Genomic DNA, 25259 nt, shown 5'->3' with positions numbered 1-25259 from the left:
CAAGATCAGAGACAATCCTCATGATGGAGGTGTCGGTATATCTGCCAACGCGAAGCTTTTACTCCGACTCGTAAAAACAGCAAGGAAATTATTGCGGCCAATGGAAATAGTTGGGTCAGTGTATCATATCTGGGCGGTTTTCGCCCTTATTGCCGTTGCGATTTTTGCCTTCGCCAATGAGCAGGTGGAGCTGGAAATCTCCTCAATCGGAGTAATCGCGGCCCTGCTTCTGCTGTTTCACTTCTATCCGCTGGTTGATGAATCGGGCAAGAATCTGCTCACCCCGACGCAAATTCTCGCCGGGATTGCCGATCCTGCGCTGATTACCGTTCTTTCCCTGCTCGTTGTCGGGCAAGGCATTGTGCGCACCGGCGCACTGGAACAACCGATCCGTCGTCTCGTGACCTTGCGCCGTCATCACCCGATCCTTGCCATTGCTGTCGTGCTTGCCTCCGTGCTGGTGATTAGCGCTTTTATGAACAACACGCCGGTCGTCGTGATCTTCATCCCTTTGATGACCGCACTGGCCGAACGAATGCACCGCTCCACCTCGACCCTGATGATCCCGTTGAGCTACGCCTCCATTCTCGGTGGCATGACCACGCTCATCGGTTCTTCCACTAATTTGCTTGTGATGGCCGCAGCGACGCAAGCGGGGCAGCCAAAAATTGGATTCTTTGATTTCACGATCCCCGGCGCGGTTCTAGCGTTTTTCGGGATGATTTATGCGCTTATAGTCATCCCGCGCATTCTGCCTAACCGGACATCGATGAAGGGGGAGGTTGTCGACATTTCGGGCAAGCAGTTCATCGTACAGATGGAAGTTGCCCCCGACAGCCCTCTCGTGGGAGAGGAAGCTGTCGCCGGTCAGTTCCCGAGCCTACGTAATATTACCATCCGCTTTATACAGCGCGGCGAGCATGTGCTGCTGCCACCATTTGACGGCATTACCCTGAAACCTGCCGACGCAGTGGTATTCGCCGGCACCCGTAAATCCATAACCGAAGCCTTTTCTGACAATCCACAAATATTGCAGGGATTTCTGGAGCCGGACAGCCCGAATGCGGAAGCAACAGAAGAGCTTGGGAATGTGCAGGAACAGACGCTGGCCGAGGCCGTCGTCGCCCCGGCGTCCCGCATGATCGGGCGGGCACTCTATCAGATCAGTTTCCATTATCGTACCCGCTGTGTTGTGGTGGGTATCCAGCGCCGCTCCCGCATGATTCGGACCAGCCGGATGACGGATATCCGCCTTGAGGCCGGTGATGTACTGCTCATCCTCGGGAATCGGTCGGATATAATGCGGCTCCGCAATAATCCGGATGTGCTTTTGATGGAATGGTCGACACGCGAGTTACCGGCGACGGCGCTTGCCTGGCAGGCGCGCATAATTTTTGGTGCCGTTGTTGTTTGCGCCGCGACCGGATTACTCCCCATCGTGGTGGCCGCCGTCTGCGGGGCGGTGGCAATGGTGGTAAGCGGCTGCCTCAATGTCTATCAGGCGAGCCGGTCGATAGACCGACGCATCCTGCTGCTGATCGGTGCGGCCCTAGGCCTGGGCGCAGCTATGCAGGCGACCGGCGGCGCGAGCTACCTCGCTCATGGGATACTCGGGATTATGGCCGGTGCTGGTCCGAGTGTTATTCTTTCGGCCTTCTTCCTGCTGGTTGCCGTCTTTACAAACATTCTCAGCAATAACGCGACGGCCGTCCTGTTCACCCCTATCGGGATCAGCATCGCGCAGGAGTTGGGCGTCGATCCAATGATCTTCGTCTTTGCTGTAATCTTTGCCGCGAACTGTTCTTTCGCCACACCGATGGGTTATCAAACGAATCTTCTCGTAATGGGCCCCGGGCACTATAAATTTGCTGATTTTTTCAAGGCGGGTGCGCCACTGGTGTTGCTGCTTTGGATCATATTCTCCCTTTTCGCGCCTTTTTATTATGGATTAATGTAAAATCGCGACATTTATTTGTGCGCGCTATTTGCGAACTCAGTAATTCGCGTTACCTTTATCATATGGGAAATAAAATGGGACATATGGCAAGATGAAACGCGTGGAAATCCCATCGCGGTTTTTCTTCTCGACCCCGCCCGCCCCCTGCCCGTATCTTGATGATCGGTTGGAGCGCAAGGTGGTAACCCTGCTTGCCGGGGATGACCCCGATGGATTGCATAACACGCTCAGCCATGCGGGCTTTCGGCGCAGTCAGGATCTTGCCTACCGGCCAGCATGTGACGGCTGCGACGCCTGCATTCCTATCCGTGTCAGAGCCGCTGATTTCCGGTTGAAAAAGTCATTTCGGCGTACCTGGAAGGCGAATGAGGATATTTCCGCAAAAATTCTCCCCTCAGAGGCTTCACGCGAACATTTTGAATTATTCCATCGCTATCTGTCTTCACGTCATTCTGAAGGCGGTATGGTGGATATGGATTTCTCCGACTATCAGGCAATGGTTGAGGAGAGTCCTGTCCGCTCCAAACTCGCAGAGTTCCGAAAGCCCGACGGTAGTCTGTTCGCCGTCTGCCTGATCGACGAGATGGAAGACGGTCTGTCGCTTGTCTACAGTTTCTTCGATCCAGATGAGGACCATCGCAGTCCGGGCAGCTATTTGATTCTCTGGCATATAGCCGAATCCGAGCGGCAGAACCTCCCTTACGTTTATCTTGGCTACTGGATCGATCAAAGCCCAAAGATGGCATACAAAAAGCGCTTCTATCCCTCTGAAATATTGACCCGCGACGGCTGGAAACTGTTGCCAAAATAGCAACGCCGGGTCCAACCAACCTTTCAACAGCACACACAAAAGCGGCGGGCTTTTCTGCCCGCCGCTTCGTCATTTTTCTATCCCATCATCAGATATCAGAAGTAATGGGACACATCCCGGTGGCCAGACTGACACGCTGCCACAAAGATCGCCTGATCCTTATCCAGCTTGCGTTGCTCCCTCAGCCCCACAGTATCGCGAATAACCAGTTCATACTTCTCCAATGTCGGCAACAAATTGGTTCCAGCCTGATTTCGCCAGCCAACCTGTTCCTCATATTTCGCGAGAACCTTATCCATCTCTTCCGTTGCCTTTTCGAAATCAGGCGTATTGGCTTTCAGGCTGCGCCGGACTTTCGACAGTCCGGAGGAAACATCAGATGCCCCCTCTACTTCACTGACACGGCTGCTCAGATCCTCAATCGATGCAATCAAGGCCGCGGGGTCCTCCCCGGCGAAATCGTCCTTAATCTGATCCAGATCCGCCTTTAGATCGAAATACCCGCTGTTGCTTTGCAAGATAGCAATCAGTTCCGCAACCGGCTTATAAGCTTCCCCCGCGGCACGATTGTACTTACTCCGAAGCAGTGTTTCTGCCTTCAGCAGCTTATGAAAGCTGTCATAGGTTTCTTTCCAGTCTGATGGAATTTCCGCGGCCAGCTTCGCCCGTTTTGTTTCCAAAACCGCGACCTGATCCTCTAATTTCTTCTTGGCATCAGCCAAATCTTCAGAATACATCCGGCCAATGTCGACTTTGAGATCCTTGATCTCCAGATCCACATCCGCGATCTCAGCCTCAATGCCACGAACGACTTGTTGAATAGGCTTGAACGCGCCAACATTCTCATTGATGACGCCATCGGCCTGCCAAGCCTCCGCCATCAATGCCGGAGCAGAAGACGCCGCGTCAAAGCTTTTTTCGAGGCTAGTCTTCAACCGCTTCGGCAGGTAATCGAGATTAAGCTGACGTGCCTCCGCAATCGAAGCATTGATCGCAGCACCATTGGTTTGGAACTGATCGGCGATATAGCGATCAACGCAGTAATTCAGGCGCGGGTTCCTAGGTGGAGGCGCCGTCTCCGACGTCAAGGAAGAACGGTTCGGCAAATAGTTCACCAACTGTGGATATAGCCCGACGATGAGCAAAGCAATCAGCTGCAGCGAAATAAAGGCGATCACACCTTTATACATATCAACTGTCTTAACGATCGCCGGTGCCACACCGCGCAGGTAAAAGAGTGCAAAACCAAAGGGCGGCGTCAAGAAAGATGTCTGGATATTCAGCCCGATCATCACCCCGAGCCAAACCGCGGTAATATTCGCCGATGGATCGGCCAGCAGGATCGGCGCCACGATCGGCACAACAACCACCGCAATCTCGATAAAGTCGAGGAAGAAGCCAAGCACGAAAATCACCGCCATGACGATGATGAATTTTGACCAAAAACCACCCGGCATGCTGTTAAGGAAGTCACGGACGAGTTCCTCACCGCCAAACGCGCGGAACGCCGCGGTCAGCATCGCCGCGCCAAGCAGAATGATAAACACGAGAGACGTCGTTTTCGCCGTCTCGATCATCACTTCCTGCAGGGTATTCTCGATCTTGAGCGCCCGCATACTGCTCCAGCCGATGGCGATAATCAGGCCCACAGTCCCGATGGCACCAAGCGCAATGCCAATCGCATCCTTGGTCGTTTCAATAGATTTGACGTTGGGCTGGAATATCATCAACACGCCCAGAATGAGAACGAGAGATGCCAAGCCGAGCAGAACCGGCGTATAGGCCCCTCTCTCTTCACTTTTCAGGCGATATCCGGCCATCATAATGGCACCCACGGCCCCAATGGCACCCGCCTGGTTCACCGTTGCAATACCCGCAAGGATCGATCCGAGGACGAGAAAAATAAGCCCGAGCGGCGGAAAGAGTGCCAACGCCAACTTGCCGAAAAACGCTCTGTCGAAGGTTCCGCCATGAACGGCCGGGGCCACCTTCGGATTGATCAGGGCGTAGATCAAGATAAACAGCATATAGATGGCGACAAGCAGCAAGCCCGGCACAAACGCCCCAAGGAACATTTCTCCCGCACTGGTTGACACCACATCGAAGGAGGAAGGCATGGACAGCTCCCCCGTCGCGGATTTGAATAGTGCCTTACGCGTCGTTCCCGCCTGATCGACCGCGCTCGCGAGCTGGTCGGCGAGAATGATGAGAACGATCGACGGCGGAATAATCTGGCCCAACGTGCCCGAGGCGGCAATCGTGCCCGTTGCCAATGATTTCGAATAGTTGTTGCGCAACATCGCCGGCAGTGAAATCAGTCCCATCGCGACAACGGTCGCGCCAACAATACCTGTCGTCGCCGCCAGAAGCGCGCCCACGAAGACAACGGAAATTCCAAGGCCACCCGGTACCGGGCCAAACAACTGCGCCATTGTAACCAGCAGATCCTCGGCAATTTTGGAGCGCTGCAGCATAATGCCCATGAAAATGAACAGCGGAATCGCGATGAGCGTATCACGCTCTACCTCCCAATAGACGCCGCGCAGGTTGGTCACACCGGCACTCAGCCATTGCCAGGGACCGCCATGCGAGAAATAAGCGTCCGGATTACCGGTTGCCGCATAGCCAACGATGGCCGCGAGGCTAACGGTGATAATCGCAGATCCGGGCAGCGCGAAGGCAACCGGATAGCCAGACCCAAGAGCCAGAGCCATCAGGAAGATAAGGAGAGCGAGAAAGACAAGTTCCATGATTTATACTCTATCCCGTCAATGACGCTTCATGGTCGTGATGACCCGGTTGCTCCAGATAATCGGCGACAGCCTCCATCAGGTAACTGACAAACTGGATTAACATGGTCACCGCAAATACGGCTAGAAATCCGGCCATGAGATATTTCACGTGCAGGCCGAACCCGGACTGGCTCACTTCAAAATTGGAGAGCGGGCTGTAGATAATGGACGCCTTGCTGCCCATACCGACAAACAAGATTGTCCAGCAGAGAGTAATCCCCATAAACAATGTGCCAACCGCATTCACAAAGCCCTTGGTCTTGTTGGTAAAGCCGGCATAGAACACATCGACGCGGACATGCCCCTCCTCTACCAGAGTATAGGCACTTGCAAACAGGAAAAGCGCGGCATACCAGAAACGCACCAGATCTCCCATGAACGCCTGTTCATAGGAGAAGATGAACCGGGAAAGAACAATCGCCAATTCGGCAAAAACGACCAGCAGTGCCAACCACTGAAAGCCCAGCGTGCGGGAGCGAAGCGCAATCAGGAGTGACAGGAATATCAGGGGAATATGGATATAGGGCCCGCGAAAATGGGCGCGCCCCATCTCGACATTTAACTCATCCCCAATCAGATGCTGCAATAGCCCCTCGATCCGGAGAAAAGAGAGAGACATATCAACAATGCCGACCAGAAATACTGCCCAGAATGCTGCGCGGACAAGATAGGTATTAAAACGGGTGATCATCGCCGCCTCATCCCGCAAATGGCGGGTAGATGTCCGGCGGACCAGGACAATGGCAAATACAAGCCCGAGAATATATAAACTGAACTGTATCCAGGATTCTGTTGAAACCTCACCATCGCCAAACATAGGCGCGATGCCCGGCCAGTCCTGAACAAAAATCAAATAGTTATTGAAAAAGTAGATTGGTAACCCAACCAACATGCACCAACCAAATACACGAACCGTCCACTGCAGCCCGCGGTTTGATGCATAAACATCCCCCGCCATCATCATCAGCGCCTCCCATAGGGGAAGGGGCGAGATTGTAATCCCGCCCCTGTCCGCATTAAATGCAACTTAAATACCCAGCACTCGGTTCCGCTGGTTAGAGAAGGCGACTTCCGCGATCTTCTGGTAACCGCCGATTTCCCGGAGGTTCATCTGGAAGGAATCGTCGATCTTCGTTGCAAGCGCACTATGAGCGCGTGTTTCTTCAAACACCGCTGCCGCAGCTTCGGCAAAGGCGTCATAGACATCGTCGTTGAATTCCTTCAAGACAACGCCATTTTCCGTGATCATCTTCTGAAGATACTCACCGTTAAGAGCCTGAGCTTCTTCGTACTGCGCAGCATGTTCTTCCATGCAGCAAGTCGTGATCAGTTCCTGCTCCCATTTGGTGAGGCTTTCCCACCATGCTTTGTTCATGCCGAAGGCAAGTCCCCCGCCCGGCTCATGCATGCCCGGATAGTAGTAATACTTGGCGGCTTCGTAGAATTTCAGGAAGTAGTCATTGTAAGGACCAACCCACTCCGTTGCGTCAATTGCGCCAGAAACGAGGTTTTCATAAATCTGACCGCCCGGAAGAGAAACAACGGATGCGCCAAGCTTGGCAATCACGTCACCGCCGAGGCCCGGCATACGGAATTTAAGGCCCTTGAAATCTTCAGCAGAATTCACTTCCTTGTTGAACCAACCACCCATCTGGGTACCGGTCGCGCCGCAAGGCAGTGCTTTCAGGCCGAATTCACCGGACATTTCGTCCCAGAGAGCCTGACCGCCCTTGAACTTGATCCAGGCATTCCATTCTACTGTGGTCATTCCGAGAGGCACGGACGTGAAGTACGCAAAACCCGGATGCTTGCCTTTCCAGTAATAGTCAGCGCCGATGTACGCCTGAGCGTTACCGGAGGCAACTTCGTCAAACGAGTCAAATGCACCAACACGTTCACCAGCAGCGAAATAGTTCACTGTAAGGCGACCTTCACTGACTTCGGTGATACGAGCGCAAAGACGCTGTGCACTGATTCCGAGACCCGGGAAATCCCGTGGCCAGGTAGAGACAACCGTCATTTCCTTGCGTTCCTGTGCAAGGGCCGGTGCAGCAAACGGTGCCGCGGCAACCCCTGCACCAGCAAGTGCTGCGCCTGTTAAAAACTTGCGTCGTTCCATAAAATGATCCTCCCATTTTAAAACTGAAAGACGGATTGATCCGTCCCTCAAAATAGCGTTCATGTAACAGATTATTCGCGGGATTTCGGTGACCTGCTTTGGCGCAGATTTCTTATTAGTCTGGCATCTATGGCCAGTTATTTGATTTCGCGAATTCTCCCTGTTGATTGCATTTTGCAGGAAGATAGGTCAAATACAAGGCAAATTTTCATATTCAAAAAAATGCATATTATTGCCGTATTCTAATATTTTAGATTAAATATAGTATATAATTATCTGTTTTTATTATATATATTATCAAATAAATCATATTTACAGACAGAGGTAATCTCGTCTTCATATTTTTTTGATGATGACTAGAAAAACAGTATAAATTATCGCGGTTTAGGGCAATTTCCTCCTTATTCAAGATGTAACTATTCGAATCCGTTCAAAATGCTGCATAGGGCGACCCCTAAAAATTCCCTTTAGTTGCCAAATTCCAGCCGCTCGCCTATAACGCCTTCAGTTCTGCTAGACAGGGGCGAAGACCCTGTAATATGGAAGAAATCTGCGTGACCCGCCTCACCTCACTTGCCGGATTACTTGATTCACTGAGCGCCACCGTCGGAAAATATATTTCCTGGCTCGCGCTGTTTATGGTGCTCACACAGTTTTTCCTCGTCCTCGCCCGCTATGTCTTTGGCATCGGCCTAATCGCAGTGCAGGAAAGCGTGATCTACAGTTTCGCCCTTTTGTTTATGCTTGGCGCCGCCGATACCCTGCGCCGCGACGGACATGTGCGCATCGATATTCTCTATGGCAAGCTCGGAGAAAAAGGCAAGGCCTTCATCAATCTTCTGGGTAACCTGTTCGTACTGATCCCGGTTTGCCTCGTGATCCTGATTATCAGCTGGCCCTATGTTGCCGGTTCCTGGACGATTATAGAAGGATCGCGCGAAAGCTCCGGCCTGCCGGTTCTCTTCTTTTTAAAATCTCTACTTTTGGCCTTTCCTGTCCTGATGATCCTGCAAGGGATCGCGAGCACCTGCCACGCGATTGTCCAAATTTTCGCGAAGGGACAGCCATGACGATCGCGGACACTTTCGCTTTTGCCTTATTCGCGGTTACCATCCTCAGTCTGATGGCGGGATACCCGGTGGCCTTCACGCTCGCGGGCAGCGCGCTTTTTGTGGGCGGCGTCGGCTGGCTGTTTGGTGTTTTTGAGCTTTCATTATTGGGTGCAATCCCGTCGCGCATCTTCGGCATCGCTATGTGGAATGAGACGCTGCTCGCCGTGCCGCTCTTTATCTTTATGGGAATCATGCTGGAAAAATCCCGCGTGGCGGAAGAACTGCTCGCCGCCATGGGCGCCCTATTCGGGAATTTGCGCGGTGGTCTTGGCATTTCCGTGATCGTTGTTGGCGCACTGCTTGCCGCCTCCACCGGCATTGTCGGCGCGGCCGTCGTCACCATGGGGCTCATGTCTTTGCCGACCATGCTGAACAAGGGGTATGATCCGCGCCTTGCCGCCGGATCAATCTGCGCCGCCGGTACCCTCGGACAAATAATCCCACCCTCTATCGTATTGATTATTTTAGCGGAACAGGTTTCGAATGCTTATGTCGCCGCCCAGTCGCTGCAGGGCAACTGGTCGCCGGAGCCTGTCTCGGTTGGTGATCTTTTTGCAGGAGCTCTGTTTCCGGGATTGATTCTCGTCGGGCTCTATATTTTCTATCAGTTCGCCATAGCCTGGCTGAAGCCAGAAAGCTCCCCGGCGGTCCCGATGGAGACCACAACAGGCTCCGGGATTAAACTGTTTCCACTCCTCCTCCGTTCACTTTTGCCGCCAGTTATCCTGATCATTGCGGTGCTGGGCTCGATCCTGCTCGGTATTGCCACCCCGACAGAGGCCGCGTCCGTCGGCGCTATTGGCGCGATCCTGCTCGCCTCCCTGCGTCGTGGGGGACGCGAGACTTGGCTGCTCTATGCCGCAGGGATCAGCGTATTTGCGTTACTCATACTCGCCAACTTCGTTGATTTGAAAGGCATCGCCACGGAGGGGATTGGCCTCGCCGCCGTCTTTGCATTTCTCCTCCTCACGCTAATAATCGCAGGGCTGATGCTCGCCCTTCTCCGGCTTTACCAAAGTCGCATCCTGAGCGAGGTGTGCCAGTCGACCATGGAAATGTCGGCTATGGTTTTTGTTATCCTGATCGGCGCAACAATTTTCAGTCTCGTCTTTCGGGGCCTCGGCGGGGATGACCTCGTCTACCGCCTGCTGAGCGATCTGCCGGGCGGACGTTTCGGCGCTTTGCTCGCCGTCATGATCGTGATATTCCTGCTCGGCTTTTTCCTCGATTTCGTAGAGATTACATTCGTTGTAGTCCCCGTGGTTGCGCCGGTGCTGCTGCTGATGGATATCAGCCCCATCTGGCTCGGCATCATGATCGCGATGAACCTGCAGACATCCTTCTTAACCCCGCCGTTCGGTTTTGCACTCTTTTATCTTCGCGGTGTTGCCCCGCCGGAAGTGACGACAGGCGTTATTTATCGCGGCGCAATTCCCTTTGTGTTGCTACAGCTTGCGGCGCTCGGCCTGCTTGCTGCTTTTCCCGCGCTTGCAACCTGGCTACCTCATTATTTGAACGGCGGGGGTTAACAAAAAACGGGCGGGACGCCTTTCAACGCCCCGCCCGCCTGTCGCATAAAATTCTGTGAATTATTTACGGATTTTACCGACCAGCTTCCATGCCATCGGCAGAACAGCAACCGCCAGCGCGATCTTGACTACTGCGCCGACGAGGAACGGATACATCCCGACAACCAACGCCTTTTCAACGCCAGTGAATGTGGAGAGCCAGGCAACGCCGCCCGCGAAGATCACCGCTGTACCAATCGTCATGGCCAGCGTTGTTTTCGTGAGGGAGCGACCCCAGCCCTTCTCGACCAATGCGCCAACGAGGGCGGCGGCGGCAACAAAGGAAACCAAATAACCCGCCGTCGGGCCAACAAGGGAGGCAACGCTACCCGCATTTGCAAAGACCGGCAGGCCCATGGCCCCTTCGGCGAGATAAAGCGCCACCGTGGCACCACCAAGACGCCAGCCATAGGCCGCCCCGATCAGGACAACGGCAAATGTCTGCATGGTCATGGGCACGGGCCACATGGGAACAGAAATCTGTGCGGAAATCGCGAGAAGCGCGGTTCCGGCGAAGGCAAGAACGGCAATCCGGAATAGTTTTTCCACACGGGAGGCGTCCGCATCCACGCTCCACAATGCGCCGATCAGGGTTGAAGAAGTCTCAGATGAAGCCATTTGGGTTCCTTTTACTAACTTGCCCGAACGGGCGTAGGATAAAAAGTAAATCTACCAAACGTCTGTTTGGCAATCAATATAAAATATACGTTAAGCGCTTAAATTTATTCAGAAATCTACTTGGACTTTTTCTTAATGCTCCGAAAATCAACCGCCCCTTCTTCTGCACGGGGATCGACGTCAGACCCGAAAATTCTGGTTTTCTGAATTTTCTGGGTGCCAGTTGTTGGCAGGTCCTCCAGAAACAGGATCCAGCCCGGCGTCTTGAAGTAAGCAAGTGCTTCATTCGAATAATCGAAAATCTTCCGTGCAGTCTCTTCCGAAGAAACGACCCCTTCCATCAGAACAATGCAGGCCATGACTTCTTCTTCACGGATTTCATCCTTCACCGCGATCACTGCAACTTTGGCCACATCGTCATGCGCCTGTAGCACAGCCTCCACTTCGGCGGCGGCAATATTCTCTCCGGAGCGGCGGATGATGTTCTTCTTGCGGTCGACGAAATAAAGCATCCCGCTCTCGTCCTGGCGCACTGTGTCACCGGTATGGAACCAGCCGCCTTGCCAGGCTTCCTCTGTCGCCTCTTCATTCTTGAGATAACCGGCAAAAAAGCCTCGCCGTGGATCTTCGCCAGCGCAGTTCACCAGCAATTCGCCTTCTGCCCCGACGGGAACATCCTGATCCTTCTCGTCAACAACTCGCGCCTGCATTTCGCCCGGGCGACCGAAGGCGCGGGTATGGATTTGCCGCGGTTCAATGCTATCGGCGAAGATACGGCCGGTTTCAGTCATGCCCCACACCTCGACCAACGGGAAGCCGAAGCGCTTCTCGAAGATTTCATGTAGCTCCGGCTCTACGCCTGCACCAAGCCCGAAGCGCACGTTATGCGCGGTGTCCAGATCACTTTTCGGCCGATTCAGGAGAAGCGGTGGAACAACACCGAGATAATGGATGCCAGTCGCGCGTGTCTCGGCGATTTCCTGCCACCAAGTTGAGGGATGAAACCGGTCGGGGATCACCAGACAGCCTCCGGAGAGAATCATACAGACGAAAGACACCGCACCTGCGTTCATGTGAAAGAGCGGTAGCGGATTATAAACCCGTTCCTGCCCCTCACGAATGGTGGCAACGCCACCCAGTTCCATATAGGTCCGCCCGGCGGTCAGGAAGTAATCATTGGTCAGGACGCAGCCCTTTGGTCGCCCGGTCGTGCCGGAGGTATAAAGAAGGCTGACCTCGCTCATCAGTTCTGGCTCTTTTCCTGCGTGTGGCGCCGGACGAGGGCGCGGCATAGGGCCGCCAAATTTCTCGAACAGAACAACAGGAAGTGGACGAACCCGCTCCGATGCGGCGGCCTGCACATCTTTTGCTCGTTCTTCGATCGTGACGACAAGATCGACTTCCGAATGATCGAGCAGATAGGACATCTCATCATGCAGGTAGTCCGGATTGACGGGCACGCAGGAAACGCCAAGGGAATTCGCCGCCAACAGATGCAGAAGGTAATCGGGACGATTCTCCAGTAGATAGGCAATCCGGTTGCCGTGGGAAAAGCCGTAACTCCGGTAAACTGACCTCAGTCGCTCAACCTCTTCCGCCGCTTCCGCATAGGTTATCTCGATACCGCCCGGATGATAGCTGCGCTTCGCGTAAGCAGGCACACAGAGAAATGGATTATCCGGATATTTCGCAAAGGTTGTGCGAAAAGCCTCATAAACAGTGTTCATTATCCCCTCGTTTCACTGACAATACTGGAATTAATCTAGCTGAATTTATTGCTCTTGTTGAAACCACGCGGCGGCAGACGACCTGCATTCCCGCGCCGTGTGTACCAACCGGTGAGGTCGGCCTCGGTCCGGGTGCGCTCCCCCGACTTCCAGGTGAGCCCTTCTTCCTTCGTAAAGGTTTTGATGTCCGATAGCCCGCCATCCTTATAGCGCTGCAACGTGACGCCGCGCCCGCGAGCCATTTCACCAAGTTCCTCAAGCGCGAAGCAGTTGAGCTTGCGGTTATCGCCGATCACAGCGACACTGTCGCCTTCTACATCGACACAGAAGGCCGCCTCGACATCGCCGGAAACATTCAGGACCTGTTTGCCGTTTCGGGTCTGGGCGATGACGCCATTTTCATCAATGACAAAACCGCGCCCGTCACTGGAAGCGACAAGCAATTTGCGGTCCGGCTTATGCACGAAGAGCGAAACTATATCCTGATCATTACCAAGATCAATCATCAGGCGCACCGGCTCTCCATGCCCGCGTCCGCGCGGAAGCTTGTCGCAGCCAATCGTGTAGAACCGTCCGTTGGTCGCAAACAGGACAAGCTTGTCCGTCGTCTCCGCCTTGATCCAGAACCGGCCCTTGTCTCCATCCTTGTATTTCTCGCTCCCGCCTTCATCAACATGGCCTTTCAGCGCACGGATCCAGCCCTTGTCGGAACAGATAACGGTAATCGGTTCTTTCTCAATCATCGCTTCAAGCGGGATATCGGGAAGCTCTTGTGCCTCGCCGATGCGGGTCCGCCGTTCGGAAATTGCGGGCACCTTTTGTAGGGCCTTCTTCATCTCGCGAATCTCGTCCGAGATGGCTTCCTTTCGGAGATCCTCGCTCTCCAGCAGGGCCTCAAGGCCAGCCTTTTCCGCGCTCAGAGTATCATGCTCGGTGCGCAGCTCCATTTCTTCCAGCTTGCGCAAAGACCGCAGCCGCATGTTGAGGATCGCTTCCGCCTGATTGTCTGTCAGCTTGAAGGTGTCGATCAGGCTTTGCTTAGGATGGTCCTCCTCGCGGATGATGCGGATCACCTCGTCAAGATTGAGGAAGACGATCAGATAGCCTTCCAGAACTTCCAGCCGTGCCTCAATCTTGCCAAGCCGGAATTTGGAGCGACGGACCAGTACCTCGAACCGGTGATCGAGGAAGGCAAGCAGCACATCTTTCAGGCTCATCACCCCGGGCGTCTGAGTTGCATCAAGCACATTCATATTGAGTGAGAAGCGTGTTTCCAGATCGCTGAGGCGGAAGAGACCCTGCATCAGCATCTCAGCCTCGACATTCTTGCTTCGTGGTTCCAGCACGAGCCGAACATCCTCCGCCGATTCATCGCGCACATCGGCGAGGAAGGGCAGCTTCCGGGTCTGGATCAGATCGGCAATCCGTTCGATCAGCTTGCTTTTCTGCACTTGATAAGGAATTTCCGTGACAACAATCTGATATGTGCCGCGCCCAAGGTCTTCCACTTCCCATGTCGCACGCTGACGGAAACTGCCGCGCCCTGTGAGATAGGCCTCGCGGATATTTTCCGGTTTCTCCACCAACTCCCCGCCAGTCGGGAAATCAGGACCCGGAATAAACTCCACCAGCTTGTCGATGCCGGCATTCGGATACTTGATCAAATGCAAAAGCGCATTCGCGAGTTCAATGGCGTTATGCGGCGGGATAGAGGTTGCCATACCGACAGCGATACCCGCTGAGCCATTGGCGAGCAGATTCGGAAAAGCCGCCGGGAGTACCATTGGCTCTTTATCTTCACCATCATAAGTCGGGCGAAAATCGACCGTGTCCTGATCGATATCACGAAGTAACATTTCGGCGATGATGGTAAGGCGCGCCTCCGTATAACGCATGGCAGCTGCGTTATCGCCATCGATATTCCCGAAATTTCCCTGCCCTTCCACCAGCGTATAACGCTGCGCAAATTCCTGCGCGAGACGGACCAGAGCGTCATAAACCGACTGGTCACCATGCGGGTGATATTTACCGATCACATCGCCGACAACACGGGCACATTTCTTGAAGCCCGACCCTGGATCGAGCTTGAGCAGCCGCATCGCATAAAGGAGACGCCGGTGAACCGGTTTCAGCCCGTCGCGCACATCGGGAAGAGAACGGGACATGATGGTGGACATCGCATAGGCGAGGTAACGCTCGCTTATGGCGTCTTTCAGCGAAGTAGGAACAATTTCGCCAGGTCTAATGGGGGAATGGTCACTCATGCCTCCTATATACCACCTGATTTTCGTTTGAGGAGGAAAAAATTAGGCCTCGTCATTTTCCGGTATTTTTTCCCCGGATTGAGGGGCGTGACGACGCCGGAGAGCACTCAGCATCCGCTCCCGCGCGGAGAGATGAACCCTCGGGTGATGCTCGCTGATAAATTTCCCGATGAAGTAGCCGGTAAGCTCCAGCCCGCCGAGAATATCTGCTGAAGGCGCCTCCTCTGCGGCGTCCGGATCTAGCGACCGGGCACCAAGAAAAGCCGGCAGGGGCAACAGTTTCTCCCGGTAGGGTGCGCCGGCGCCAGCACTGACAGCGCGCCCGGATTTGGGGGAAACATAGACAAGATCGCTCGTCACTCCCGTCGCGGCACAATGGGTCAAGTCAAGGCCGTAACCAATCTCAGTCAAGAGGCCGAGTTCCCAACGCGCCAGCAGAAGTGGCCATATTTCCGGCTGGTCGGCAAGTGCATCGAACAGTAAAAGCGTTGCATCAAAGAGCGCGCCATGCGCTTCCCGCTCGGGCAAGACAATATCCAGAAGCGCCAACGCGGAACTCGCGCCTGCGAGCGCATCCGGCATATCAAACAGGGCGCTTGCCCGGGATTTCTTAAGTTCGACTGTGAAAGACCCAAGTTGTTCGGAAAGGCGGCTCCGCCATTCAAGCTCAACTTCATTGCCCGGCTGCAAAATACCGCGTAATCGGCGGCCAACTCCGCCGCGCACCAGCCCGGAAGAACGCCCCTGCTTCCGGGTAAAGGCATGAATAATCACGCTATTTTCCCCGTGTTTGCGGACACTGAGGATAAGGCCACTATCGTTCCACTGCATTTAATGAGCCTACCAGATCATGCGGTTATTCCGAACAGAATTCGCACTCCTTTTTCTCACAAGGCGGAGCGGCTATGCGTCCCAAGGGGGACAAAAAAGGAAGGAAGAATGCCCTTGGAAACCCATATCGCCCTGATCAGCACTATCAACGATAAAAACCTCTACTATCAAAAGCTGGACACCGAGAGCGTGGAATGGCTGTCTCCCCCGCCGGAAATTCTCACCCCGTTCAAATATCACCGCTGCCGGTGCCGCGGGCCATCGTCTGGCTATCAGGTCGCATTGAAATATGACGGACTAATCTGCCGCATCGACGTGACAGCCTGGGGCGTTACCTACCGTAAATCAACGCCGACAAATCACGACATAGAGATTATCCAGATCACAAAGGACTCACCCTACCGGTTAGAAATTGTCTTGATCTAGCGACTTGCCGGAAAAATGTTGCGCTCGCGAAGTAAATCCGGCAAGCCATTGATTTAAATCAATGCTGCATATGCGAAACAACCACATTTTCTCGCACATAAGTTCAATTTCTTCATGTATTTCAAGGATAAATCATGTCTTCACGCAAAACCAAAGCCCGCAGTAAACGGCTCTCCAACCTCCGTGAAGTCGCCTATGTCTTGACCTTCCCGGCGTTAATGTTGATCTGGGCGGTGCAATCTTACGCATAAGATAAAGAAAATGCGGCTGCTCACGCGACCGCATTTTGTCTTTGCTATTTCGTCGAACTAACCGTCGAGTTTGGGTCGCAGGATTTCGGTGACAACGCCGGGGTTCGCCTTGCCCTGCGTCGCTTTCATCACCTGCCCCATGAAGAAGCCGAAAAGCTTGTCCTTGCCGCCGCGATATTCCGCAAGTTTATCGGGGTTAGCGGCAATCACTTCATCAATCGCAGCTTCAATTGCGCCGGTATCGGAAACCTGTTTCAGGCCTTTTTCCTCGACAATATCAGCCGCGGCCTTACCGGTATCGAACATCTCCTCAAAGACTTCCTTCGCGATACGGTTGGAGATCGTCCCATCTTTAATCAGGTCAATCAGTTCACCGAGCGCCTTCGCCTCGACCGGGCTGTCCGAAAGATCCTTCCCCGTCCGGTTGAGGTTGCCGAACAACTCGCCGATCACCCAGTTGGCGGCGAGCTTGGCATCGCGTCCCTCGGCCACCGCCTCGAAATAATCGGCGACTTCTTTTTCCGTAACCAGCACGCCCGCGTCATAAGCGGAAAGGCTAAGTTCACTGATAAAGCGCGCCTTTTTATCATCGGGTAATTCCGGCAGGGTTTCGCGAATGCGCTCGATAAACGCACCGTCGAATTCAAGCGGCAGCAAGTCCGGATCCGGGAAATAACGGTAGTCATGCGCCTCTTCCTTGGAGCGCATGGACCGGGTCTCGCCCTTGTCCGGATCGTAGAGCCGAGTTTCCTGATCGACCGTGCCGCCCGCCTCGATAATATCAACCTGGCGGTTGGCTTCATAGATGATCGCCTGCTGCATGAAACGGACGGAGTTGATATTCTTCATCTCGCAGCGCGTACCAAACTCATCACCCGGTTTGCGCACGGACACATTGACGTCGGCGCGCATGGAGCCCTCGTCCATATTGCCATCACATGTCCCAAGATAACGCACGATACTGCGTATTTTCTTCACATAGGCCGCCGCTTCCTCGGGCGAACGCATATCTGGCTCGGACACAATTTCCATCAACGGCACGCCGGAACGGTTAAGATCGACGAACGTTTGGCTCGGGTGCTGGTCATGCAGGCTTTTGCCCGCGTCCTGCTCCAGATGCAGGCGGGTAATCCCTATTTCCCGTGTCTCCCCGTCCTTCAGGTCGATGAGGATTTTTCCCTCTCCGACGATCGGCTGCAAGAACTGGCTAATCTGATAGCCCTGCGGCAGATCGGCGTAAAAATAGTTCTTCCGATCAAAGACAGAAAATTTATTTATCTTGGCATTGAGCCCGAGTCCCGTGCGCACCGCCTGCTCCACCGCCATCTCGTTGATCACGGGAAGCATGCCCGGCATCGCCGCGTCAACGAAGGAAACCTGGCTGTTCGGTTCTGCCCCATAGGCGGCGGATGCACCCGAAAAAAGCTTCGACTTGCTGGTGACCTGCGCATGGATTTCAAGGCCGATCACGACCTCCCAATCTCCGGTGGCACCCTGAATAATCATACCCATCGTTATCCCCTCCACCAGTCGGTCGGTGTGGCGGTAAAGCCGGCGGCCTCTTCGAGAACGCCGCCCACGCGGAAGACAGTTTCCTCATCGAACGGTTTGCCCAACAGTTGCAGGCCAAGCGGAAGACCTTCCTTGGAAAGACCTGCCGGAACCGAAATGCCGGGAAGACCGGCAAGGCTCGCCGGAACGGTAAAGACGTCATTGAGATACATCTCGAGCGGGTCATCCCCCTTCTCGCCGAAGCCAAAGGCGGCCGAGGGCGCCGTCGGGGTGAGGATTGCATCGACATTGAGATATGCCTGCTTGAAATCCTCGGCGATGCGGGCGCGGACTTTCTGCGCTTTCAGGTAATAGGCATCATAATAACCGGCGGACAGCGCATAGGTGCCAATCAGCAGGCGGCGCTTCACTTCCGCGCCGAAGCCTTCGGCGCGGGTGCTGGCATACATGTCGTTGAGGTCTTCCCCCTCAACCCGGAGGCCGAAGCGCACGCCGTCATAACGCGCGAGGTTGGAGGACGCCTCCGCCGGTGCGATAATGTAATAAGCCGGGAGTGCGTACTTTGTATGTGGCAAACTGATATCGACAATCTCCGCCCCGGCATCTTTCAGCCAGTCGATGCCCTGCTGCCAGAGCGCGTCAATTTCATCACTCAAGCCGTCAATGCGGTATTCCTTCGGGATACCGATTTTGAGACCCTTGATATCGCCGGTCATAGCGTCCTCGAAATTCGGCACTGACATATTCACACTTGTGCTGTCTTTCGCATCGAACCCGGCCATGGCCTCCAGCATGATCGCTGTATCGCGCACGCTGCGGGCCATAGGTCCCGGCTGATCGAGACTGGAGGCAAAGGCTACCACGCCCCAACGGGAGCAACGCCCGTAGGTTGGCTTCATGCCGACAATCCCGGTGAAGGCCGCAGGCTGGCGGATCGATCCGCCGGTATCCGTTCCCGTTGCGCCCATGGCGCTGAATGAGGCAACCGCACTGGCCGAACCACCGGACGAACCGCCCGGCACAAGCGCACTATCGTCGCCGTCGCGCCGCCAAGGATTGACTACATTGCCGTAATAGCTGGTCTCGTTGGAGGAGCCCATGGCGAATTCGTCAAGATTGACCTTGCCGAGCATCACCGCACCCGCATCCCAGAGATTGGCCGTGACGGTACTTTCATAATGTGGCGTGAACCCATCGAGAATATGGGAGGCTGCTGTGGTCAGCACGCCCTTGGTGCAAAAGAGGTCCTTGATGGCGATTGGAATACCCTCAAGCTTGCCCGCCTCCCCTTTCGCGCGGCGTGCATCCGACGCGGTTGCGGCATCGACCGCCTGCTCCGGCGTTTCGGTGATAAAGGCGTTCAGCGGTTTGGAGGCCGTCATCGCCGTGATATGGGCAGCTGTCAACTCACGCGAGGAAAAGTCGCCTTTCTCAAGGCCGCCTAACGCCTCTGCGATTGTCAGTTTTGTCAGATCACTCATTATTCGATCACTTTCGGTACGGCGAAATACCCGTCTTCACTGCTCGGCGCGTTCGCGACGACATCCTCAGCATAACCGCCGTCGGTTACCTCATCGGCGCGCCAGCGCAGACTCATCTCGGCAACCGAGGTCATCGGCTCCACATTATCGGTATTCACCTCGCCAAGCTGTTCAACCCAGCCCAGGATATTATTCAGTTCGGCCGCCATCGGTTCGAGGTCTTTTTCCTCGATCTTGATGCGGGCCAGGTTGGCTACTTTAGCCACAGTGGCTTTATCAAGCGACATCTGTCACCCTTTGCTATAAAAGAAGCTATCCGGAGGGTCGGCCCGGACTGTTTCCAACTTAAAACGAACGCCAAGCCGACATTGGCTGCAAATTAGCGTAACCAATGCTTCTCGACAACCCCACCCATTTGAAACATCTGTTGCCCATCGACAAGCGGCTACTCGGCATGGACCCCGGCACGAAAACCATCGGTCTGGCCATTTCCGACCCCGCCTTGAAAATAGGCACGCCTCTTATGACAATCAAGCGGACAAAGTTCAAGGTGGATGCGGAAGAAATCCGCAAAATTATCGAGAAATGGTCCATCGGCGGTTTCGTCATTGGTCTACCAGTCAATATGGACGGAAGCGAGGGGCCGCGCTGCCAGTCGATTCGCCAGTTTCAGAAAAATCTTGAGGAATATTTCGACCTGCCCATGTGTTTCTGGGATGAGCGCCTGTCCACCGTCGCCGTCACCCGCAGCATGATTGACGCCGACGCATCCCGCCAGAAACGGGCAAAAGCGGTCGATAAAATGGCCGCCGCCTTTATCCTTCAGGGCGCGCTCGATGCGATGAGATAAAAAAATCAACTTGCGCTTGTCGCTTTTTGGGAAGGCCGCTATACAGTTGGCTTTTAATGACAAACTCAGATCCCATACGATTTGCCCATCGGCATCTCCTTGATATCGCACGGCTGAATGCAACCGATATCAATCAAATCCTTTCTTTGGCCGAACATTACGCAGAGATCGCCCGCACGCCAGATAAAAAGCGTGATCTCCTGCGCGGCAAGACCCAGATCAACCTCTTCTTTGAAAACTCCACTCGGACCCGAACCTCGTTCGAGCTGGCGGGCAAGCGCCTCGGTGCGGATGTCATCAATATGTCGGTCGGATCGAGCTCGGTGAAAAAAGGCGAAACCCTGATCGACACGGCGATGACGCTAAACGCCATGCACCCAGATGTGCTGGTGATCCGCCATGGTGATTCGGGCGCGCCGCATCTCCTCGCCCAGAAAGTTGATTGCGCCGTCATCAACGGCGGTGATGGCAGTCATGAACATCCGACACAGGCGCTCCTTGATGCGCTTACTATCCGGCGCCGCAAAGGCCGACTGGAAGGGCTGATTGTTGCCATCTGCGGCGATATCCAGCATAGCCGCGTCGCCCGTTCCAACATTGCGCTTTTGAACATCATGGGCGCGCGGGTGCGGATCGTCGGGCCGACCACCCTGATCCCGTCCAACGCCGCGAAGATGGGTGTGGAGGTTTATAACAAAATGTCCGAAGGGCTGAAGGACGCCGATATTGTCATGATGCTGCGATTGCAGACCGAACGGATGCAAGGCTCCTTCGTGCCGTCGATCCGCGAATATTTCCATTTCTTTGGCTTGAATAAGGAAAAGCTATCCGTCGCCAAGAAGGACGCTTTGATCATGCATCCGGGGCCGATGAACCGGGGCGTCGAGATTGACTCCGAGATTGCCGATGATCTGAACATCAGTGCCATATCGGAACAGGTGGAAATGGGGGTCGCCGTGCGCATGGCTTGCCTTGACCTTCTATCGCGGGAGATAGTGGAATGAGCAAACCGATCCGTGCCCTTATCAATGCCCGCCTGCTGGACCCGGCAACAAACTCGGACACCCAAGGCGGAGTCCTGATTGAAAAGGGGAAAATTCTCGACTGGGGCACGCAAATCACCAAAGACACGTTGCCCGACGGCGCAAAAATAGAGGATTGCAACGGCTACTGCCTTGCCCCCGGCCTTGTCGACGCTCATGCCTATCTGTGCGAGCCCGGCAAGGAACACCGCGAAACCATGGCGACCGCCGGGATGGCCGCCGCCGCGGGCGGGGTGACCACCATCAATGCCTTTCCTGCCACTGAACCGGTCATCGATGATCCGGCACTGGTTGAAATGGTGCAGCGACGCGCGAAAAACTCCTGTGCGGTCAAGGTATGTATTACCGGCGCGCTGACGAAAGGCCTGCTCGGCGAGGAAATGGCCGAGATGGGCCTTCTCTCCGAGGCAGGTGTCGTCGCCGTCAGTGATGGCCAGTTCGCCATTCAGAATATTAACCTGATGCGCCGGGCGCTTGCCTATTCCACCATGTTCGACCTGCCCATCATTGTCCATGCGGAGGACCCCGCACTTGCGGCGGGCGGCGTGATAACCGGTGGACGCACGGCCACTTTCATGGGTCTCAAATCCGTACCCACCTGCGCCGAAGCCATTTTGGTGGAACGTGATATCCGGCTGGTCAAAATGACCGGTGCGCGATGGCACGCCGCGCATTTAAGCACAGGCGATGCCCTCGACACTATGCGCCGGGCGAAGAATGACGGCCTCAATGTCACGGCCGGCACCGCACCTCATTATCACGCGCTCAATGATCTGGAACTTGGCGAGTACCGTACCTTCGCCCGCGTCTCCCCGCCTCTTCGTGAGGAGGAGGAACGCCTCGCCGTGATCGAGGGGATCAAGGACGGCACCATCGATATTATCTCATCCCAGCATCTGCCGCAAAGCGCGGACAGCAAACGTGTGCCATTTGCACAGGCCAAGCCCGGCGTGATCGGACTGGAGACCATGCTGCCGGTCAGCCTGCGGCTCTATCACAACGGCGATGTTGACCTCCTCCGTCTGCTCCATACCATGACAGTCGCACCTGCAAAGCTGCTCGGGCTGGAGGCCGGGGCGATCAGAAAAGGCGCCGACGCGGATCTTTTCCTTTTCGACACGGAAAAACCCTGGCAGGTGGATGGCGACGCCCTGCTCTCCAAATCGAAAAACACCGCGTTCGATGGCCATCTGTTGCAAGGCCGCGTCCTTAAAACCTTTGTTCGCGGCAAAGCCGTTTTTGAGCTGTAGGAGGCCCGAATGCCTGATCCTTTAGGCGATTTCAGCTATACTTGGCCCTTTTATGCCGCCGCCGTCATCGGCTATTTGATTGGCTCCATCCCCTTCGGGCTGGTGCTCACAAAAATGGCCGGGCTTGGAGATGTGCGGAAAATTGGCTCTGGCAATATCGGTGCGACAAATGTTCTGCGCACTGGCAACAAGGGCCTCGCGCTTGCCACCTTGTTGCTTGACGGTGGCAAAGGGGCTCTTGTCGTCATTCTCGCCAATACATTCTTCACGCAGGATTATGCAGTGCTCGCGGGCGGTGGAGCTTTTCTCGGCCACCTCTACCCAATCTGGCTGAAATTCAAGGGTGGCAAGGGTGTCGCGACTTTTATCGGTGTGATGCTGGCGATAAGCTGGCCCGCCGGATTGGCCGTTGCGCTCACCTGGCTGGTGACCGCGCTGATTTTCCGGATTTCGTCGCTGTCGGCGCTGGTCGCAGCCGCGCTCGCCCCGCTTTACATCTATATCCTACAAGATCTCTCTCCGCTTGGCGGTACGTTTTATGGAGACACCCAACGGATTGAGTTCTCCGCGCTAATGGCCTTGCTGATATTTCTCCGTCACCGGGAAAATATCGGTCGCATAATGAAAGGTGAAGAGCCCCATATCGGCAAAAAGAAATCCTGATCATCGGTTGAACTATATTTTCTTTATACTTATTTAAAAGAGAATATTAACGCCTGAGAGATCAAGGACAAGCCGATGGAATCGGGTGCCACGCAGTTTATTGAGGATGCCAACGTCCTCCGCCTGCAACAATTGCAGGACGCGGCAGGGAATGCTTTTACGGCGCATGTCACGCGCCATAAAGCCGACATCGCCGAGCGTCACAGCTTTTTTCAGAATAAATTTGTCATCCTTCATAAAACGGTTCTGGATGATCAGCAAGAAGCACCATCGCCGACCATCGAAGAACCAGACACGCGCAGTTTTAGGGCCCCCGACCCAAAGGCAAAACGACGCGAGCTATGGCAGGATGACCGCCACCCCCGCAAGCTGAGGCGGCGACAGATGATCAAGCGAAATCCCCGGACTACCATGCAGACCCAATCCAATAAGAGATCGCCCGACGTTATGATGAAATCCCCAGTTCAACGACAGAAACTGCAGGACAACAACGTGGCGAAAGAAATGAAAGTTCTGGCGGAAATCGAAAAATTCGAGAATATGATGGAACGATTGGAAGCGGCGCCTGATCCCCTGATCATTCCCGCAGCAGAGCCATCGATAGGGTCTGTTTCCGCCAATCCACCACCAATTGAAGAAAGAAAATCGGACGCCTTGTCGTTTAAAAACCTTTTCAACATGTCGCCGCAGTTTCGCGACATAGAGACTGACGATGACAAGACCTAGGCAATATATAACGCGCATATGTCGTGGAAAAATTCAATTGACGCGATAATTGTTCTTCTGTCATCTTCCAAAAATGGAACAGCAAACAGAACTGTCAGCAGAAGAAAGACTGGCCTGGCTTCGCCTTATCCGGTCCGAGAATGTAGGCCCAATCACCTTTTTTCAGTTGCTGGGTCGTTTCGGCAGTGCGTCAAAAGCACTTGAGGCTCTCCCCGATCTCGCGCGAAAAGGGGGTCGCAAAAAACCGATCCGCGTCTGCCCAGCCGGGGAAGCCGCGCGGGAGATGGACGCCGTTTTGACCTTTGGCGGGCAAATGATCGCCGCATGCGAACCTGATTATCCGCATTCCCTGCGTATGATTGCCGATCCGCCGCCCGTCATTTCCATTCGCGGCCATGCCCATTTGTTAAATAGGGACATTCTGGCCGTTGTCGGCGCCCGCAACTCTTCCGCTGTCGCGCTGCGCCTGACTGGACAGATCGCTAGTGGCGTATCCGAGGCGAATATCATTATCGCGTCTGGCCTTGCGCGCGGCATCGATACGGCGGCGCATAAGGCTTCACTGGAGGGCGGAACCATCGCCGTGGTCGGTGGCGGCCTCGATTATCCGTATCCGCGCGAGAACAAGGCCCTGCAGGAGGAAATATACGAACGCGGCTGCGTCATCGCGGAGCAGCCCATGGGCATCGTCCCGCAAGCACGTCATTTTCCCCGCCGCAACCGGATTATTTCCGGCCTTGCACTTGGGGTACTGGTAATGGAGGCGTCTCCCCGCTCTGGCTCACTCATTACCGCGCGCATGGCTCTGGAACAGGGGCGCGAGGTGTTTGCTGTGCCGGGTTCCCCCATGGATCCGCGTGCAAAAGGAACAAACAACCTTATCCGGAACGGTGCTATGCTGATTGAAGAGGCAACAGATATCATCGATGCGTTGCAGAGCATTCGCCAGCGCCCCTTGAAAGAACCGGACCAACCGCTTCTACCATTCCTCGATCCTGTACAGCCAGCGGAACAGGAACTTGATCGGCTACGCCCGGATATTCTCTCTTATCTCAGCCCGACGCCGGTCGAAATCGATGAACTGATCCGCCTCACCGGACACTCCCCTGCAACGATTTTAACGATTTTACTTGAACTGGAACTGGCAGGCAGAATAGAACGCCATTTCGGAAACAGGGTTTCAATCGTCGAATAGCACCTTTATATATCACGGCATGACGTGCAAAAGAGAGACCTTGTATATAAGTAGAAAGTCTGC

General features: G+C 54.7%; 21 protein-coding genes. 11 read left to right on the top strand and 10 right to left on the bottom strand.

Annotated features, from left to right (window positions below; translation table 11 throughout):
• Positions 1–100: 100 nt before the first annotated feature.
• Complete coding sequence (locus LKE13_RS07950) at positions 101–1957, top strand: SLC13 family permease (RefSeq protein WP_227949977.1); 1857 nt, start codon at positions 101–103, stop codon at positions 1955–1957.
• A 91-nt stretch (positions 1958–2048) separates the two neighbouring features.
• Positions 2049–2768, top strand: a complete 720-nt coding sequence (locus LKE13_RS07945; protein ID WP_227949975.1) for an arginyltransferase — start codon at positions 2049–2051, stop codon at positions 2766–2768.
• Between the two features lie 95 nt (positions 2769–2863).
• Here LKE13_RS07945 and LKE13_RS07940 read toward each other — a convergent pair whose 3' ends face one another.
• The 3 genes from LKE13_RS07940 to LKE13_RS07930 form a co-directional block, all read right to left on the bottom strand.
• Positions 2864–5518, bottom strand: a complete 2655-nt coding sequence (locus LKE13_RS07940; protein ID WP_227949974.1) for a TRAP transporter large permease subunit — start codon at positions 5516–5518, stop codon at positions 2864–2866.
• Positions 5519–5528: 10 nt separating this feature from the next.
• Positions 5529–6524, bottom strand: coding sequence for a TRAP transporter small permease subunit (locus LKE13_RS07935; RefSeq protein WP_227949972.1), 996 nt, complete (start codon positions 6522–6524; stop codon positions 5529–5531).
• A gap of 63 nt (positions 6525–6587) precedes the next feature.
• A complete protein-coding gene (locus LKE13_RS07930) occupies positions 6588–7679 on the bottom strand; it encodes a TRAP transporter substrate-binding protein (RefSeq protein ID WP_227949970.1) in 1092 nt (363 codons plus the stop codon).
• A 539-nt stretch (positions 7680–8218) separates the two neighbouring features.
• Here LKE13_RS07930 and LKE13_RS07925 point away from each other — a divergent pair.
• Both LKE13_RS07925 and LKE13_RS07920 read left to right on the top strand, forming a co-directional pair.
• Positions 8219–8749: a TRAP transporter small permease subunit gene (locus LKE13_RS07925; protein WP_227949967.1), complete on the top strand. Its 531-nt coding sequence runs from the start codon at positions 8219–8221 to the stop codon at positions 8747–8749.
• A complete protein-coding gene (locus LKE13_RS07920) occupies positions 8746–10320 on the top strand; it encodes a TRAP transporter large permease (RefSeq protein WP_227949965.1) in 1575 nt (524 codons plus the stop codon). The genes LKE13_RS07925 and LKE13_RS07920 overlap by 4 nt, the downstream gene beginning before the upstream one ends.
• Before the next feature lie 60 nt (positions 10321–10380).
• Here LKE13_RS07920 and LKE13_RS07915 read toward each other — a convergent pair whose 3' ends face one another.
• From LKE13_RS07915 to recO, 4 genes are all read right to left on the bottom strand, one after another.
• Positions 10381–10977, bottom strand: a complete 597-nt coding sequence (locus LKE13_RS07915; protein WP_227949963.1) for a biotin transporter BioY — start codon at positions 10975–10977, stop codon at positions 10381–10383.
• A 116-nt stretch (positions 10978–11093) separates the two neighbouring features.
• Positions 11094–12704 (bottom strand): AMP-binding protein, encoded by a 1611-nt coding sequence (locus LKE13_RS07910; RefSeq protein WP_227949961.1) that lies wholly within the window; start codon positions 12702–12704, stop codon positions 11094–11096.
• A 35-nt stretch (positions 12705–12739) separates the two neighbouring features.
• A complete protein-coding gene (gene parC / locus LKE13_RS07905) occupies positions 12740–14968 on the bottom strand; it encodes a DNA topoisomerase IV subunit A (protein WP_227949959.1) in 2229 nt (742 codons plus the stop codon).
• Positions 14969–15010: 42 nt separating this feature from the next.
• Entirely contained in the window at positions 15011–15799 is a 789-nt protein-coding gene (gene recO, locus LKE13_RS07900; protein WP_227949957.1) for a DNA repair protein RecO, read from the bottom strand.
• Positions 15800–15907: 108 nt separating this feature from the next.
• Here recO and LKE13_RS07895 point away from each other — a divergent pair, with 108 nt between their 5' ends.
• Positions 15908–16225 carry a hypothetical protein gene (locus LKE13_RS07895; RefSeq protein ID WP_227949955.1) on the top strand — a complete coding sequence of 106 codons (318 nt, stop codon included), beginning with the start codon at positions 15908–15910 and terminating at the stop codon, positions 16223–16225.
• A 308-nt stretch (positions 16226–16533) separates the two neighbouring features.
• Here LKE13_RS07895 and gatB read toward each other — a convergent pair whose 3' ends face one another.
• The 3 genes from gatB to gatC are packed head-to-tail and all read right to left on the bottom strand — an operon-like array spanning position 16534 to position 19756.
• The gene (gene gatB / locus LKE13_RS07890) at positions 16534–17988 is read right to left on the bottom strand and encodes an Asp-tRNA(Asn)/Glu-tRNA(Gln) amidotransferase subunit GatB (protein ID WP_227949953.1); all 1455 of its coding nucleotides are present in this window, start codon (positions 17986–17988) and stop codon (positions 16534–16536) included.
• A 2-nt stretch (positions 17989–17990) separates the two neighbouring features.
• Complete coding sequence (gene gatA / locus LKE13_RS07885) at positions 17991–19469, bottom strand: Asp-tRNA(Asn)/Glu-tRNA(Gln) amidotransferase subunit GatA (protein WP_227949951.1); 1479 nt, start codon at positions 19467–19469, stop codon at positions 17991–17993.
• Entirely contained in the window at positions 19469–19756 is a 288-nt protein-coding gene (gene gatC, locus LKE13_RS07880) for an Asp-tRNA(Asn)/Glu-tRNA(Gln) amidotransferase subunit GatC (RefSeq protein WP_227949949.1), read from the bottom strand. The genes gatA and gatC overlap by 1 nt, the downstream gene beginning before the upstream one ends.
• Positions 19757–19860: 104 nt before the next feature.
• Between gatC and ruvX the strand changes: the two genes are divergently transcribed.
• The 6 genes from ruvX (at position 19861) to dprA (ending at position 25196) form a co-directional block, all read left to right on the top strand.
• Entirely contained in the window at positions 19861–20319 is a 459-nt protein-coding gene (gene ruvX / locus LKE13_RS07875) for a Holliday junction resolvase RuvX (protein ID WP_227949947.1), read from the top strand.
• Positions 20320–20375: 56 nt separating this feature from the next.
• On the top strand, positions 20376–21323 hold the full coding sequence (locus tag LKE13_RS07870) for an aspartate carbamoyltransferase catalytic subunit (RefSeq protein ID WP_227949944.1): 948 nt from the start codon (positions 20376–20378) through the stop codon (positions 21321–21323).
• Positions 21320–22612, top strand: coding sequence for a dihydroorotase (pyrC, locus tag LKE13_RS07865; protein WP_227949942.1), 1293 nt, complete (start codon positions 21320–21322; stop codon positions 22610–22612). The genes LKE13_RS07870 and pyrC overlap by 4 nt, the downstream gene beginning before the upstream one ends.
• A 9-nt stretch (positions 22613–22621) precedes the next feature.
• Entirely contained in the window at positions 22622–23275 is a 654-nt protein-coding gene (plsY, locus tag LKE13_RS07860) for a glycerol-3-phosphate 1-O-acyltransferase PlsY (protein WP_227949940.1), read from the top strand.
• A 75-nt stretch (positions 23276–23350) separates the two neighbouring features.
• Positions 23351–24001, top strand: a complete 651-nt coding sequence (locus tag LKE13_RS07855) for a hypothetical protein (RefSeq protein ID WP_227949937.1) — start codon at positions 23351–23353, stop codon at positions 23999–24001.
• 73 nt (positions 24002–24074) lie between these two features.
• On the top strand, positions 24075–25196 hold the full coding sequence (gene dprA / locus LKE13_RS07850) for a DNA-processing protein DprA (RefSeq protein ID WP_227949935.1): 1122 nt from the start codon (positions 24075–24077) through the stop codon (positions 25194–25196).
• Positions 25197–25259 lie beyond the last annotated feature (63 nt).

The organism is Sneathiella sp. HT1-7 (assembly GCF_020731145.1).
In the GTDB taxonomy this organism is placed as follows: Bacteria; Pseudomonadota; Alphaproteobacteria; order Sneathiellales; family Sneathiellaceae; genus Sneathiella.
This window is presented reverse-complemented; position numbering and strand designations above follow the sequence as displayed.